Source organism: Methylocystis sp. B8, assembly GCF_005771425.1.
Taxonomy (GTDB): domain Bacteria; phylum Pseudomonadota; class Alphaproteobacteria; order Rhizobiales; family Beijerinckiaceae; genus Methylocystis.
In genome coordinates this window covers 250,980-266,221 of record NZ_VBTZ01000003.1, presented here as the reverse complement: position 1 = coordinate 266,221, position 15,242 = coordinate 250,980, and the positions used below count along the sequence as shown (strand labels likewise).

Below are 15,242 nucleotides of genomic sequence, written 5' to 3'. Positions count from 1 at the left end.
TCCTCAGTTATGGCTGGCGTCCGCCGCGCCAATATGGGCGTCAGCCGATTTTGCCGGTTGAAGAGAAGCGACGCTTTCGAGGCCGACCGCCTTGAGGCTCGCAGCCAATGACTGCGTCTCCGCTTCCTCATAGATCGCGATTTCGTCGAGAACCGGCGCGCCGAGCGCCGCCTCGAAGGCGTGCCGGTCGGCGTCCGCACTGAATTCTTCTCCGCCTTGCTCCCCAAGATTCGAGCGAAAGATCCCGGCGGCGCTGACCGGCAGGAAATCCTCGTAAAGGATTGGCTCAGCGCGCAGAGCCCGGGTCCGCAGGAGATCGTCCAATGAAAGAGGAAACATAGGCTCCCCTGCTCTGGCGCGCGGATCGGCCGAATAGCGGAAGAAAGCGAGCTTCTCACGTCGTAGAGTCTCATAATCGTCGGGGAATTTCGTAAAGCGTCGCGCCAATTCCTCGTTAAACGCCTGCGCATTGGCGCCGTCTGCCGCCAGTGGAACTGCGGACTGAGTTTCAGCCAGAAGCTTGTCGTAAAGCGCGCGTCCTTCGGCAGTCAGCGCCGCGCCTCTTTGCTCGATTTCGCCGAAACGCGCGGCGTGGGCGCCTGGCACACGCCGGCCGTCTTCCTCGATAAATTCGACAGGCTCGGGCCGCGCCTTAAAGCTCGTCTGGCGCAAGAGAATCGGACAGCGACGACGCGGCGGCCCTTCGACAATCGATTTCGGACTCAGACCGCGCGCCGCCATCGCGTGGTGCGCGCCGTCGATATCGAGCGCGTGCAAGGTGAGATGGTTGATATGCGGCCCTTTGAAGCAAACAATATCAGCAAGCAGCGGATGCCTCGCATAGAGCTTCTGGTAGACCTTTGATGAGACCGTCGCCTGACCGTTCCAACGGAAGGTCTTCGCCGCTTCAACGACGAATTCGCGCGCCTCTTCATCGTCGAACCCGCGTCTTTCAAAGAGATCGATCAGTTCCAGACAGCGCGGCGTAAAAATATCGCGCTGAACGAGAATCTTCGTTGCGATCTCGCGCGCTTTCACGTCAGAGATAAGATCCGGTCTGAGAAGCGAGGTGAAGATGCGGAATGGGCTGGCCCGCAATGCGTTTTCGCCAATCGGACGGAATGCGGTCGAATGCACCGGAATCCCGGCAACCGATAGGTCGTAGTAACCCACGGGCGCCATGCCCATTACCGCGAAGAGTCGGCGCAGCGTCGACAGCTCCTCGGCCGTCCCAACACGTATGGCGCCGTGGCGCTCGACGTCGAGTCGTTCGAGTTCCCCGCTCTCAGCAAGGCGCCGCTCGAGCTGCGGGTCGTTGGCGAGCGTTTGCCGATTAATGTCTGCGACGAGCGCTTTCATCGCGCAGTATTGCGGCGCTTCGGCCTGATACATGTCCGACATCGCCGAGGCGAACATCGCCCGAATGGCGTCAGCGGAAACTAGAGACTTGTTCATCGCAGCTCTGAGCGATCGATGGTCGTTCCCTTATGTAGCTCGTCCACGCAAGAAAATCATTGCGAAACGAAGCAGAGGCTAAGTCTCCAAATCGAATTTAACGCCTTGCGCCAGCGGCAGTTCGCCCGAATAATTGATCGTATTGGTGGCGCGGCGCATGTAGGCCTTCCAGCAGTCGGAGCCCGCTTCGCGGCCGCCGCCCGTATCCTTCTCGCCTCCGAAGGCGCCGCCGATTTCAGCGCCGGACGGTCCGATATTCACGTTCACGATTCCGCAATCCGATCCGTCGGCGGCCATGAACCGTTCGGCCTCATCCAGGCGCGACGTGAAGATTGACGACGCGAGGCCCTGAGCAACATCGTTATTCAGCTGGATCGCTTCGTCGAGACTGCGGAACTTCAGCACGTAGAGGATCGGGGCAAATGTTTCCCGCCGCACGACTTCCGTTTGGCCCGGCATTTCCACCAGCGCAGGGCGCACGTAAAAGGCGTCAGGATATAATTCAGCACGCACGCGTTCGCCGCCCTGAATCACGCCCCCTGCGCCGCGCGCTTCATCGAGCGCGCCGCACATGGCCGTATAGGCGCTTTGGTCGATGAGCGGGCCAACGAGTGAGGCGCCGTCTCGGGGATCGCCGACCGGAACTGAGGCGTAGGCGCGCCGCAATCGGCCGAGAAGCTCTTCATAGACGTCTTCATGGACGATCAGCCGACGCAACGTGGTGCACCGCTGGCCCGCCGTGCCCATCGCAGCGAAGGCGATTGCGCGAACGGCAAGATCGAGAGACGCTGAGGCGCAAACGACAGCGGCATTGTTGCCGCCAAGCTCCAGGATAGACTTTGCAAAGCGACGCGCGAGGCGCGGCGCGACAGCGCGGCCCATCGCCGTCGAACCTGTCGCGGAAACGAGTTGAACCCGCGCATCTTCGACAAGCGCTTCGCCGATTTCACGGCCGCCGATGAGCAGATTTGAGAGCCCTTCCGGCGCATCGTCGAAACGCTTAGCGACCCGTTCGACCAACGCTTGGGTCGCGAGCGCAACAAGCGGAGTCTTTTCCGAAGGCTTCCAGATGAGCGAATTTCCGCAAACGAGAGCAAGCGCCGCGTTCCAGGCCCAGACGGCCACGGGAAAATTGAAGCTTGTGATCGCGCCCGTGACGCCGAGCGGGCGCCAGGTCTCCATCATCCTGTGACCACGGCGTTCGGTGGCGATCGTCAGTCCGTGAAGTTGACGCGACAGACCTACAGCGAAGTCGCAGATGTCGATCATCTCCTGGACTTCACCGAGACCCTCCGTTGTAATCTTGCCAGCCTCGATCGTGACAAGACGCGCGAGCTCGGCCTTGGCCGCTCGCAGCTCTTCTCCCAGCAAGCGCACGAATTCGCCTCGGCGCGGCGCTGGAATGTTGCGCCAGACGCGAAACGCATCCTCGGCGCGTGCGATGGTCTGCTGAACCATCCCCGAATTGGCGCTCTCGACCCGCGCAATTGTTTCGCCAGTGATCGGCGAACGCGTCGTCAGCGACCCGTTCTCAAACGTCTGCGATTCCAACCCGAAAAAAGGGAGAAGAGCCGCGGTTTCAGCGGCAATTTCGGCCTGCAGAACGCGCGCCTCCATTTCAACTCCCGTTGTTCACCTATGCTTACGCGGCTGGCGCCGTCGTTGCATCCGCCTATGTATGCATAATCACGCAAATGCGTGCACGCATCAATCTAATGCGGATGCGCGCAAAAAGCTCTCGGATATGGACAGCTCGGAGTTCAGGAACCCACACGTCGCTCGGAACTACGATCCCCTGCCCGTCATGCTTACGCGCGGACAGGGAGCCTATCTGTGGGATGTGGAAGGTCGGCGGTACATCGATATGATGAGCGCCTATTCCGCTGTCAGCCTCGGTCACGCTCACCCGCGAATTCTTTCAGTACTCACGGAGCAGGCGCAACGGCTCGCCGTGCCTTCCCGCGCTTTTTGCAATGACCGCCTTGCCTCGTTCCTCGAGGAACTCTGTGATCTGACGGGGCTCGACGTCGCCCTGCCGATGAACACCGGCGCGGAGGCCGTAGAGACGGCGATCAAAGCGGCGCGTCGCTGGGGCAACCGAGTAAAAGGGATCGCCAATCCAGAGATCATCGTCGCCGAAGGCAACTTTCACGGCCGCACAACGACGATCATCAGCTTCTCTTCCAAGAACGAGTATCGGGACGGATTTGGCCCTTTCACGCCGGGGTTTCGCGCAGCGCCATTTGGCGATCTCGCGGCGTTCGAAGCCGCCGTTACCCCAAACACTGCCGCCATTCTCGTAGAGCCGATCCAGGGCGAGGCAGGCGTTATCGTGCCGCCCGATGGTTGGCTCGCTGGGTTGCGCCGACTGTGCGACAAGCGCGGAATTTTGCTGCTGCTCGACGAGGTCCAATCCGGGCTGGGACGTAGCGGGACATGGTTCGCCTTCCAGCATGAAAATATCGTTCCCGACGGCGTCACGCTTGGAAAGGCGCTCGGCGGCGGGGTGTTGCCGGTTTCCGCCTTCGTGGCGAAACGCGAAGTGATGGACGTGTTCACGCCGGGTTCGCATGGATCGACCTTCGGCGGCAACGCTCTCGCCGCCGCCATCGGGCTCGAAGCGCTTCACGTCATTCGTGACGAGCGGCTGGTTGAGCGCAGTAAAGAGCTTGGCGCGAGAATGATGCAACGCCTGCACGGGATGCGCATGCCCGCGATCAAAGACGTTCGCGGGCGGGGACTATGGGCGGGCGTCGAGATGGACCCACGCTACGCCAACGCGCGAGACGTATGCGAAGGTTTGATCGCCAAGGGCGTGCTGACGACCTCGACTCATGACACGGTCGTTCGCCTGGCCCCGCCTTTCGTCATTTCTCAAGACGACCTCGATCTCGCGCTCGACGCCGTTCAAGAAACCATCGCGACGTTTAAGACGCCGCGCGATGTCAGCGACTCTGTCGCGGGCGCGGACCAACACCTCGAAGCATAGTCGCAACCTTTACGCCCGAATGCGTTCGCCTTTCGGATCGTAGAACGGCGAAAGAGAGGCGCTTGCCGGCCGACGTTCGCCAGCAATTTCGAGTTGATATTCGCCTGACAGCACGAATGTCGGATCGACGCCATCGGCATTGCGAATATAACCGTAGCCGATCGCTTTGCCGATCGAATAGCCATATCCGCCGCTCGACAGCCAACCGGCGCGCACGCCATTGCGATAGATCGTTTCGCGCCCGAGCAGAACAGCGTCAGGTTCATCGATGGTGAAGCCCGCAAGAAGGCGGGGCAAGGGAGCGCCAGCGGCCTCGATGAGCGCTTCTCTCCCTTGAAATGGCGCGCCAGATTTCATTTTTACGGCCCAACCTAAACCCGCCATAAGCGGCGTATGATCTGGACCAATATCGGAGCCCCAGGCGCGGTAGCCCTTCTCCAGACGAAGAGATTCGATGGCTCTGTAACCTGCGTCGACGAGTCCGAAGGGCGCGCCCGCCTCACATAGCGCGTCATAGACCGATGCGGCGAAATCGACAGGGACGTGAAGCTCCCAGCCGAGTTCGCCCACATAAGTGACGCGGATCGCCAGCACTGGCGCGCCCGCCAAACGAATTTCTTGGGCGCTCATGAAAGGAAAGGCCGCATTCGAAAAATCATCGTCGCAGCAGGATACAAGTATCTCTCGCGCGCGCGGTCCCATCAACGCCAGCACCGAATTCGCCGAAGTGACGTCGATCAGGGTTGCGCCCATTCCCTGAGGAATCGACCGCCTGATCCAATCGAAGTCATGCGTTCCGAATGCCGTGCCAGTCACCACATAAAAGCGATCCTTGGCCAATCGCGTGATGGTCAGGTCACATTCGATGCCGCCCCTGCGGTTCAGTAACTGGGTATAGGTGACGGCCCCCGGCGGCTTGGCGACATTATTGGCGGCGATCCAGGACAGCGCCGCCTCGGCGTCTTTGCCGATAACGAGCGCCTTGGCGAAGCTCGTCTGATCAAAAAGAGCCGCCGCCTCCCGGCATGCGCGATGCTCTCGTCCAACCGCGTCGAACCAGCCAGGTCTGCCGAACGAGTAACGATCCCGCGGCTCTTCTCCGGCGTTTAAATCCGCAAACCAGTTGGGCCGTTCGAAGCCCATCTTTTCACCAAAGCATGCGCCTTTCGCTTTAAGCCGCTCATAGAGCGGCGAACGCCGCAGCGGCCGGCCTGACGTAAACTCCTCGAAAGGCCAGGCGATGCTGTAATGGCGTGCGTAAGCTTCGAGCGTTCGCACGCGCACCCAAGAAGGATCCCTATGTGGCGCGCCGAAGCGGCGGATATCGACGGGCCAGAGATCGAACGGCTGTTCGCCGTCAGCCGCCCATTCCGCGAGCGCCATTCCGGCGCCGCCTGCCGACGCGATGCCGAAAGCGTTAAAACCAGCGCCGACGAAGAAGTTGCGCACTTCCGGCGCTTCGCCGATCATCCAATTTCCGTCGGGCGTGAAGCTTTCGAGGCCGTTGATCATCTGCTTGACGCCCGCCTCGGCGAGCGCCGGCACACGCCCAAGCGCAAGATCCATGATCGGTCCGAAATGATCCCAATCGTCTTCGAGAAGCCGGAAGGCGAAATCCTCCGGCACGGCGCCCGATGACCAAGGCACGGGATTGGGCTCGTAGCCGCCCATGACGAGACCGCCGACTTCCTCCTTATAATAGGTCAGCCGATCCGGATCGCGCAGCGTGGGCAGATCGCTCGTCACGCCGTTGATTTTCTCGGTCACGATATATTGGTGGTGCACCGCCGACAGCGGAACGGCGACGCCGGCGCGCGCGGCGAGCGGCTGGGTCCAGAGGCCTGCGCAAAGAACGAGCTTCTCGCAGGCGATCGCGCCGCGATCCGTAACGACTCCTTGCACGCGATCATTTTCAACAATGAAATTTATGACGGCGACGTGCTCGATCAGCTTCGCGCCGGCAAGTCGCGCGCCTTTCGCAAGCGCCTGCGTGATGTCGGATGGATTCGCCTGTCCGTCGGTCGGCAGAAAGGCCGCGCCAACGACGTCATCAACATTCATCAACGGCCAGAGCGCTTGCGCCTCCTTGGCGTTCAGGAGCTGCATCTCCAGTCCGAAGCTCCGTGCGGAAGTGGCCTGCCGCTTGACCTCTAGCCATCGATCGGCGTTGCAGGCGAGGCGCAGACCGCCATTGCGTCGCCAGCCCGTCGCATAGCCCGTCTCTTCCTCAAGCCGATTATAGAGCTCTACAGAATAGCCGAGGAGCTTGGTGATGTTAGCGTTGGTCCGCAGCTGCCCGATCAGTCCGGCGGCATGCCAGGTCGAACCCGACGTCAGTTGATGGCGTTCAAGCAGCAGCGTCTCTACGCCGCGCTTGGCGAGATGATAGGCGACCGAGCACCCGACGATGCCACCTCCGACGACGACGATCTGGGCGCTTCGCGGGAGGTCTGTCATGCTTTTTCCATCTGCCGGAACGCCGCCCAGGCGTCATCGAAGCGCAACATGTTTTGATCAGAGTAAGCGACGTAGTCGAAATCGATCGCCGATCGACTTTCCGAGACAAAACTCCACAACGCCTCGCGCAAGAGCGAGGCGCAGAGCATCGCCTTGAAACGGCGGCGCAGCACGTCCGTGGGCGCAACTTCGAAATAGTCTTCGAGCAGCGCCTCATCCTCGGCGGCGTCGAAACCATTGTTCGAAGAAAGTCCGCCAAGATCGAACAGCGGCGTGTTCCAACCCGCATAGTCCCAATCGACGAGCCAGAGGCGCTGCCCGTCGTCGATGAAATTGGCGGCGAGGAGATCATTGTGGCCGAAAACAAGATCGATTGGGCCAGTGGCCGTTTCCAGAATTTCGCTCGCCGCGAGCAGGCCGGGCAATTGTTGCGATATTCGGCTTCGATCCTCGACGAGCGTGTGAGCGTAGTCGCGGATGATATGAAAGACATTGAAAGCGAGGGTCGGCCCGCGTAAATGCTGCGCGACCTCGCGATGAACGCGCTTGACAAGATCGACACAGCGCCTGCGGTTCTTCCGCACGTCCTCCGGCTCATAGGTTTGGCCGGGAACATATTCAAGCGCCATCGCCATGGGCGCGGCGCAAAGAACTTTCGGCGAAACGCCGGCCGCTCCCGCAGCCTTGCTCGCCGCGAGCTCGTTGAAGCGCATGACCCCGTGAACGGGGATGTCGCCGCCAAGACGAATGACGACCTTCCGATCGCCATCCGTTACGATATAATTTTTGTTCGTGATGCCGCCGAGCAATGGCGCAATATCGATCGGCCCACGCCAAAGCGGAAGAGCGCGTATCAGAGTTTCTGGGTCGGCGGTAAGGGCTGACATCGGCTCCGTGGCGCAACAAAAACAAACTCTGACTGAGCTAGTATATGCGGCTGGCGCGCAAAGGCCATGGTTTGTATAGGCGCTGGGGAAAACCTTACGGGCGCAAAGTGACATGTTCGCTTAGGCGGCTTAGCCTGAATGGGTCGTATGAGGTCAACCGATGTATGCGACGACGATTCGCGGAACGAGCTATAGGTTCCCCGACCTTAAGACGCTGATGGCCAAGGCGACGCCCTTGCGTTCAGGGGATTGCCTCGCCGGCATCGCGGCCACGAGCGCCGCCGAGCGGGTCGCCGCGCAGATGGCCCTTGCGGACTTGCCTCTCAGCACATTCTTGAACGAGGCGCTCGTTCCCTATGAAGAAGACGAGGTCACGCGACTAATCCTCGACAGCCATGACCGAAACGCCTTTGCGCCGATCGCTTCGCTGACTGTCGGCGAATTTCGCGACTGGCTTCTGTCAGACGCGGCCGATGAGGAATCGCTCAGGGCTTTGACCTTCGGATTGACGTCAGAAATGGCGGCGGCGGTCTCCAAAATCTGCCGCAACCAGGACTTGATCCTCATCGCCGCCAAACGGCGCGTCGTCACCGGGTTTCGCAATACGCTGGGCCTACGCGGCCGACTTTCGTCCCGCATTCAGCCAAACCATCCGACCGACGACGCGCGCGGCGTTCTCGCAAGCGCAATAGACGGACTTCTCCTTGGCAACGGCGATGCGGTTATCGGCGTCAATCCAGCGTCTGACAGTCCGGAGCAATGCTACGAGCTCTTGCGCCTTCTCGACGATTTGCGCGAGACATTGAACATTCCGACGCAATCCTGCGTCCTCGCTCATGTCACAACGACGCTGCAGCTCATGGCGCGGCAAGCGCCCGTCGATTTGGTTTTCCAGTCGATTGGCGGAACGCAAGCCGCCAATTCAAGCTTCGGGGTCAACCTTGCCTTATTGCGCGAATCGCGCGAGGCGGCGCTCGCGTTAAACCGCGGAACGATCGGCGACAATGTCATGTATTTTGAAACCGGCCAAGGAAGCGCGCTTTCGGCGAACGCCCACTGGAATTGCGATCAGCAGACGCTCGAAGCGCGCGCCTATGGGGTTGCGCGGATGTTCGATCCTCTGTTGATCAATACGGTCGTGGGATTTATCGGGCCGGAATATCTCTTCGACGGCAAGCAGATCACGCGGGCGGCGCTCGAAGATCACTTCTGCGGCAAGCTGCTGGGACTGCCAATGGGCTGCGACGTTTGTTACACCAACCACGCGGAAGCCGACCAGAACGATATGGATGATCTGCTGACTCTTCTCGCTGTCGCTGGCGTCAATTATGTCATGGGCGTGCCTGGAGCGGACGACGTGATGCTGAATTACCAAAGCACCTCTTATCATGACGTGCTCGCCGTGCGGCGCATGCTCGATCTGGCGCCCGCTCCAGAGTTCGCGCAGTGGCTCGCCGATGTTGGCCTGACGGACACGCAGGGCGAAATGCAGCGGCAGGCGGTTCCCGCGTCATTTGCGCCGCTTCTCGAGAGGGCCTGAGCGATGGTCGACAATCGCCCGACGCCTCTCGACATGATCTCGAAACTGCGTTCGGCGACGCCCGCGAGAATTTTCCTGCCGCGCGCCGGTGCGGCGCTGACCACGCGTGCTACTTTGGACTTTCAACTGGCGCACGCCGAGGCAAGAGACGCGGTTGAAGAGCGGCTCAATGCCGAATCCCTCTTTGGCGACATGAGTTCACGCGGGCTAAAGGTTGTTTGCGTAAGAAGCGCTGCGCGCGATCGGCGCAGCTTTCTGCTGCGCCCGGATCTTGGCCGAAGACTGGACGATGAGTCCCGCGAGCGGCTGAAATCTGCAGGGGGGGACTATGATCTTGCCTTCGTCATCGCCGAAGGCCTATCCGCCCGCGCCATTGATCGGCACGCTATTCCTCTCCTCGAAAAGACGCTGCATTCCCTCGACCGGACATCGTGGAAAATCGCGCCAATCATCCTCGCCGAACAAGGTCGCGTCGCGCTCGGCGATGACATCGGCGAAACGCTTGGCGCACGACTAGTGGCGGTTCTCATCGGCGAACGGCCCGGGCTCTCCTCGCCAGACAGTCTGGGCGTCTATCTCACTTTTGCGCCCCGCGTCGGCCGCACCGACGCCGAGCGCAACTGCCTCTCGAATATTCGTCCGCAGGGACTCACTTATGACGAAGCGGCTCGAAAGCTGCTCTATCTTTGCAGCGAAGCCCGCCGCCGCCAATTGACCGGCGTTGAACTCAAAGAAGAAGCCGAGACGCTTGCGTCGGGGCAGTTGCGCACGATCGACGAAAAAGAAAGCTGAGCGTCGTCCCTTGGTGGGTCATCCGCTGGGAGCCTAGTCATTTCGACCCAACTCGATCGAACTATTCACCTAAGCGGTCGCGGGCTGTGGTCGCGCTTTTAGAACTCAGCGGCTTCCAAGACTCAAATCGTCCATTGATCGCGAAGCTTTCGCTCGACTATATGCTTGCCAGCGAAAAGACCGTCCGCCCCACGGCGGCGCGCTGATCCGGAACTGGAGCATAGAATGCCGCTAGGGGTCGATTTCATCCTCGAGGCGCTGGCGAGCGAAGGACTCAACCATTTGTTCATGGTGCCGGGCGGGCTCGTCGATCCCTTTCTGCCAGCGTTGGGAAGGCAGAAGGCGCTTACGCCAATCGTGGCCGCGCAGGAAGGCGGCGCCGCCTATATGGCTGACGGCTATGCGCGGGCGAGCGGAAATTTCGGCGCCGCGCTCTGCATCGGCGGACCCGGCCTGACCAATACGGTCACCGCGGTGGCGACCGCGCAGTCGGACGGCTCGCCGCTTCTCCTGATGAGCGGCGAGGTGGCGACCGTCATCGAGGGGTTAGGCGTGTTTCAGGACGCAAGCCCGCAAACGCTGGACGACGTCGCGATCATGAAGCCGCTGACGCGCTATTCCTCTTCGATCGACAATCCGAGGAATATGCCGCATCTCTTCCAACACGCGCTGCTGCAGCTTCGGACCCGGCCGGCCGCGCCAGTGCATCTCTCATTGCCAGGAGACTGTCTCGCTGAAGAGCTTTCCGTCAGCCATTCTCCCATCGATCGGGCGCTGGTCGACTATAATGCGCTGTCGATGGCCGCCGCCGAGGCATCGCTAAAGCATTTTTTAGCCGGACCCGACGGCAAGCCGCCCGTAAAGATCGCAATTTTTGCCGGGGCCGGAGTCGAACATTCAAACGCCGCCAGCGCGCTGAAGGAATTCGCCGAGCTTTGGCGCATTCCCGTCGCGACGACGCTGCGCGGCAAAGGCGTCTTTCCGGAGGATCATCCTCTTTCGCTGGGCGTCTTCGGCTATGCGGGGACACACCACGCGCGCGCCGCCCTGACGGACCCGTCGCTCGATCTCCTGATCATCTTGGGATCGGGACTGAATGAGCGCGACACGATGCATTGGGCGCTGCAGGTGAAACCCGATGCGTCGATTTGCGTGAATTTGCTTCCCTCCGCGATCGGAACGCATGTCCATGATGGCGGGATCGTCGGCAGTTGCGGCGCCTATCTTCGCTTTCTTCTCGACCAAAGCGATAAGTTGGGCGTCTCTCTCGAGCCGACGCTCTCCGCGCGCGAAGCTTGGGTTTCTGAAATTCGCTCCAGGCCCCGCCTGCAGGACCCGGAAAACTGCGAGAGCGACGCCGTTCCGATTCATCCGGTGCGCATTATTCGCGAGTTGAGGAAGGCGTTCCCGCGCGACGGCGTTCTGGTGGTGGACTCTGGCGCGCATCGCGCTTTCGCCGGCCATTACTGGGAAGCTTACGAACCGAGAACCTATGTTTCCGCAACCAATCTCGGCCCGATGGGCTGGGCGATCGGATCGGCGATCGGCGTCCAGTGCGCACAGCCGCGCCGCCGCGTAGCGGTCATTACAGGCGACGGCTGCATGCGCATGGGCGGCATGGAAATCGCTACCGCCGCGCGCTACCAACTGCCGGTGATCTACGTCGTCATCAACAATGCGGCGCTTGGCAATGTCTGGCTGCGCGCCCATGGACTGGGACCAACGCCCGACGAACTGACCCGATTGCCTGACCACGACTGGGCCGGTTTTGCGCGAGCCTTGGGGTCGCGCGCGGAAACTGTGCGCGCTCCTAACGATCTCGCCGACGCTTTCGAACGAGCGCTACAGGGCGAGGGCCCCTGCCTCATCGACGTTAAAGCCGACAAGGCCTTCACAACGCCGGTCAAGGATTGGGCGGAGGCCATCGCGGCCTATTCCTATCACGAGTGAGAGTGCGCCGATGGCTCAGCTGCCTTTCGATCCTTCAACGCTTTCGCCCGAAGATCGCTTGCGCTACGACCGCATGGTCGCGAGGCGGAAATCCCAAGGCGCAGGCTTCGGCGGCCCCTACGCCGCGCTGATGAATCATCCGCAGCTTTGCGAAAAGATCGAAGATCTCGGCTATTACCTGAAGTTCGAGGGCCATCTGCCGCGCGATGTCTATCAATTCGTCGTGCTGTCCGTGGCTCGACGAACGGGCGCGGCCTTCGAATGGGTTGACCACATTGAGCACGCCGAAGCGGCGGGCGTTCCATCCGCTCTCATCGGGGCGCTGCAACGCGGCGAAGATGTGAGCGCGGTCGCGACTGCGCCTTATGACGTTGTCGCCCAAGTGCTGGCTTCAACATTGTCCTGGCAAAACATTCCGCAGCGCATTCAGGACGAAGCGATCAAGGCATTCGGCGTCAAGGGCTTTGTCGAACTCGTCGTGCTATCTGGCTTTTACCAAATGTTTTCGGCGATCAATCAGGGTTTCCACATCGCGCTGCCGCCCAATGTCGACAATCCATTCAAGTAAAGCGCGAGTTGCGTTCCATTCTTAACGTTTTTTCTTTAGCCTCGAGCTGCGCAATAGGCTCATCGCTCGGAACATTAGAACTCTCCCATCGGTTGTTATTCCGGCGCCCAGCGTGGCCGGACGCCGGAATTGAGTTTTGGGAGTGCGTAATCAATGGTTGCATTTACTGACGCAGGCAGCGACCATCCTGTCTGCCCAAGCGAAAAATTCAGTAGCGGCGAGGCCTTGAATTCATCGGCGCTGTCCCCGGAAAATCCAAGCGATATCGACCCACCGGCGCGGGCGCGTTACTCGGTCGCTCAAGTCAAGGATTCGATGCGGGAGGCTCTCGACAGCATCGTGCAGTCGGGGGCCACGGATCAGATGCGCGGCTACGCTAATCAAGCCATGGGCAAGACCAAGTTGACTCTCGGCATGGCCACGCAGTCGCCCAGTCTCGCGCTCGCCGGGCTGGCGCAGATCGTTGTTGGAGAATTTCAAAAATCAATCGGCGAGGCGAAGCTCGCTGAGGGTGGACAAGACATCTTTCGAGAACTGTAGCAACTCACGCCTTGCCGGCGGCCTCCGGCCGGCGATGGAGTATTGGCTATTCCTGCCAAGTTACGTCGGCGTCAAATTGCCCTGCTTCATCGGCGCTTAACTTGCAGATGCATACGATTGAAGATCAGTCGCTGGCATCGCGCGCGCCCGAGCTGTTGGCCTTCTTTAACAGGAAGCTACGCTCGGTCTTCGGTCCATCCATTTTGTTCGCGCAGCACGAAATCCATCTTCCGGAATAATGCCAGCGAAAGCGCAGCCTGTAGAGGAACAAATCAAACAATCCGCAAGTTCAGTATACGCCCAGCGCGGCGGTAAGAGCGGAGAAGAGGACATGAGCGTAACATCGCAGGTCACGAATAAGGTTCAAGAAGCGCAGGACGCTATCAACAAGGCGTCCGTAAACGCCGCCGCTAAGGCCTCCTCGATTGCCGAAGACGTGAGCGCCAAAATGGACGAAACGATGGATAAGGCCGACGCTGCGCTGGCGACAGTGACGCAACAGTCTCGCGAAATCGCGGAGAAGGCGAGAACCGCGACCGAAAGTTTTAAGACGACCGTTGAAGCTACCGTGCGCGAGCAGCCCTTAGCCGCACTGTTGCTTGCGATCGCCGGCGGATTCTTGGTCGGAACGATGTGGAAGAGCCGGAGCTAATCTCGCGCGATGAACATGTTCCTCGATCCGATATTCCGCCGGGTTGACGAAACCATCGAGAACGCGACGCGAGGGGCGTCGCGTTTCGCGATTGTTGTCATCCTCGCTCTGTTCGCTCTCGGCTTCGCGACAGCGGCCGCCCATGCTTATGCGACGGAGATCTGGGGCGAGATCGCGGGAAATCTCGTGATCGCCGGAGTCTTCATTTTTCTTGCCATCATTGTCTATTTCGCAACCGCGAGCCGGCGAACCGGCCCTGATGAAACCCGGACTGAGGCTGCCGAATTCGAAGCGCAAGGCCTCTCAGCCATGGCGCTGGCCGACCAATTTCTAAAGTCGAATAGCGACATGGTTAAATCCATCGGGTCGCTGGCGCCGGTCGCGGCCAAGGCCGTCGCCGAGCGAGTCGGACCTAATCTTCATCTGATCATCGGCGCTGCATTAGGCTTGATGATCGCCTCCAAACTTGCAGAAAAGCTTGACAGGACAGGGGCTCCAGAAGCGTAATGCCCTGGCCGTGGCCAACGGCGCGAGCGTACGAGGTGTGCGTTGCTCCCGAGAGCGAATTGGAAGGGCTCTCTCAAGATCGCTGAGCTCACCTGTCCGGTGGCGCTCTATTCCGCGACTTCGACATCCGACAGGATCGCCTTTCATACGATTAATCGGGCGACTGGCCATCGCGTGCGACGAACCTTTATCGACAGCGAGACTGGAAAGCAGGTTGAATCAGGCGATCAAATCAAAGGCTATGAGGTCGACAAAAACGAATACGTCACTCTAGAGCCCGAGGAGATCGCGCAGGCGAGACCCCAGAGCGACAAGGCTCTAACGATTGACGCCTTTTTGGACTTGGACGAAATCGACAACGTCTATTTCGACAAGCCTTACTATCTCTCGCCGTCACAAAGCGACGCGAACGAACTTTTCGTTCTGATACGGGAAGGCCTGCGCAAGAATAAGGTCGCTGCCATCGCCAAAGCGGTGCTCTTCAGGCGCTCCCGCACAGTTCTGATTAGCGCCTATGGCGAGGGTCTTCTCGCGTTCACCTTAAGTTTCGACTACGAGGTGCGATCCGCGCAACAGGCGTTCGACGAAGTGCCCGACGTCAAGATACAGGGCGAGATGCTTCAACTCGCCAAGCATATCATCGACACAAAGAGAGGAGCCTTCGATCCGTCTAAGTTCGAAGACCGTTATGAACAGGCGCTCGCCGAATTCGTGAAGGCGAAGCTCGAAGGAAAGCCCATTGCGCCGCCCCGCAAGGCGCGTGAAGGCAAGGTCATCAATCTGCTCGAGGCGTTCCGCGAAAGCGCGGCTCTATCGGACCAGAGCGGCAAGCCTGCCAAGAAGCGGGCGACGCCGGCGCGCAAGACAAAGACAACCGCGACCCGCCGAAAAGCGAGTTGACCTCG

Annotated in this window: 13 protein-coding genes; 9 read left to right on the top strand and 4 right to left on the bottom strand. The window is 60.3% G+C overall.

Translation table 11 applies throughout. The annotated features are described in order from the left end of the window. Positions 1-3 precede the first annotated feature (3 nt). Both FEV16_RS08025 and FEV16_RS08020 read right to left on the bottom strand, forming a co-directional pair. Positions 4-1,455, bottom strand: a complete 1,452-nt coding sequence (locus FEV16_RS08025) for a VOC family protein (protein ID WP_138167106.1) — start codon at positions 1,453-1,455, stop codon at positions 4-6. A 78-nt stretch (positions 1,456-1,533) separates the two neighbouring features. Then, on the bottom strand, positions 1,534-3,072 hold the full coding sequence (locus FEV16_RS08020; protein WP_138167105.1) for an aldehyde dehydrogenase family protein: 1,539 nt from the start codon (positions 3,070-3,072) through the stop codon (positions 1,534-1,536). 127 nt (positions 3,073-3,199) lie between these two features. Here FEV16_RS08020 and rocD point away from each other — a divergent pair, with 127 nt between their 5' ends. Further along, entirely contained in the window at positions 3,200-4,444 is a 1,245-nt protein-coding gene (gene rocD, locus FEV16_RS08015) for an ornithine--oxo-acid transaminase (protein WP_246657224.1), read from the top strand. A gap of 9 nt (positions 4,445-4,453) precedes the next feature. On the opposite strand, the gene FEV16_RS08010 is transcribed toward rocD, so the two are convergent. Both FEV16_RS08010 and FEV16_RS08005 read right to left on the bottom strand, forming a co-directional pair. Next, positions 4,454-6,901 carry an FAD-dependent oxidoreductase gene (locus FEV16_RS08010; protein ID WP_138167103.1) on the bottom strand — a complete coding sequence of 816 codons (2,448 nt, stop codon included), beginning with the start codon at positions 6,899-6,901 and terminating at the stop codon, positions 4,454-4,456. Beyond that, on the bottom strand, positions 6,898-7,788 hold the full coding sequence (locus FEV16_RS08005; RefSeq protein ID WP_138167102.1) for a choline kinase family protein: 891 nt from the start codon (positions 7,786-7,788) through the stop codon (positions 6,898-6,900). Before FEV16_RS08005 ends, FEV16_RS08010 begins: the two co-directional genes overlap by 4 nt. A gap of 160 nt (positions 7,789-7,948) precedes the next feature. On the opposite strand from FEV16_RS08005, the gene FEV16_RS08000 reads away from it, so the two are divergent. From FEV16_RS08000 to FEV16_RS07965, 8 genes are all read left to right on the top strand, one after another. Next, positions 7,949-9,328 carry an ethanolamine ammonia-lyase subunit EutB gene (locus FEV16_RS08000; RefSeq protein WP_138167101.1) on the top strand — a complete coding sequence of 460 codons (1,380 nt, stop codon included), beginning with the start codon at positions 7,949-7,951 and terminating at the stop codon, positions 9,326-9,328. A gap of 3 nt (positions 9,329-9,331) precedes the next feature. Continuing rightward, positions 9,332-10,120, top strand: coding sequence for an ethanolamine ammonia-lyase subunit EutC (gene eutC, locus FEV16_RS07995; protein ID WP_138167100.1), 789 nt, complete (start codon positions 9,332-9,334; stop codon positions 10,118-10,120). Between the two features lie 225 nt (positions 10,121-10,345). Then, a complete protein-coding gene (locus FEV16_RS07990; protein ID WP_138167099.1) occupies positions 10,346-12,070 on the top strand; it encodes a thiamine pyrophosphate-binding protein in 1,725 nt (574 codons plus the stop codon). A gap of 10 nt (positions 12,071-12,080) precedes the next feature. After that, positions 12,081-12,638, top strand: a complete 558-nt coding sequence (locus FEV16_RS07985; protein WP_138167098.1) for a carboxymuconolactone decarboxylase — start codon at positions 12,081-12,083, stop codon at positions 12,636-12,638. A gap of 153 nt (positions 12,639-12,791) precedes the next feature. After that, a complete protein-coding gene (locus tag FEV16_RS07980) occupies positions 12,792-13,178 on the top strand; it encodes a CsbD family protein (protein WP_138167097.1) in 387 nt (128 codons plus the stop codon). 331 nt (positions 13,179-13,509) lie between these two features. Continuing rightward, positions 13,510-13,830 carry a hypothetical protein gene (locus tag FEV16_RS07975; RefSeq protein ID WP_138167096.1) on the top strand — a complete coding sequence of 107 codons (321 nt, stop codon included), beginning with the start codon at positions 13,510-13,512 and terminating at the stop codon, positions 13,828-13,830. A 9-nt stretch (positions 13,831-13,839) separates the two neighbouring features. Then, positions 13,840-14,337 carry a phage holin family protein gene (locus FEV16_RS07970; protein WP_246657223.1) on the top strand — a complete coding sequence of 166 codons (498 nt, stop codon included), beginning with the start codon at positions 13,840-13,842 and terminating at the stop codon, positions 14,335-14,337. Between the two features lie 42 nt (positions 14,338-14,379). After that, a complete protein-coding gene (locus FEV16_RS07965) occupies positions 14,380-15,237 on the top strand; it encodes a Ku protein (RefSeq protein WP_138167095.1) in 858 nt (285 codons plus the stop codon). Positions 15,238-15,242 lie beyond the last annotated feature (5 nt).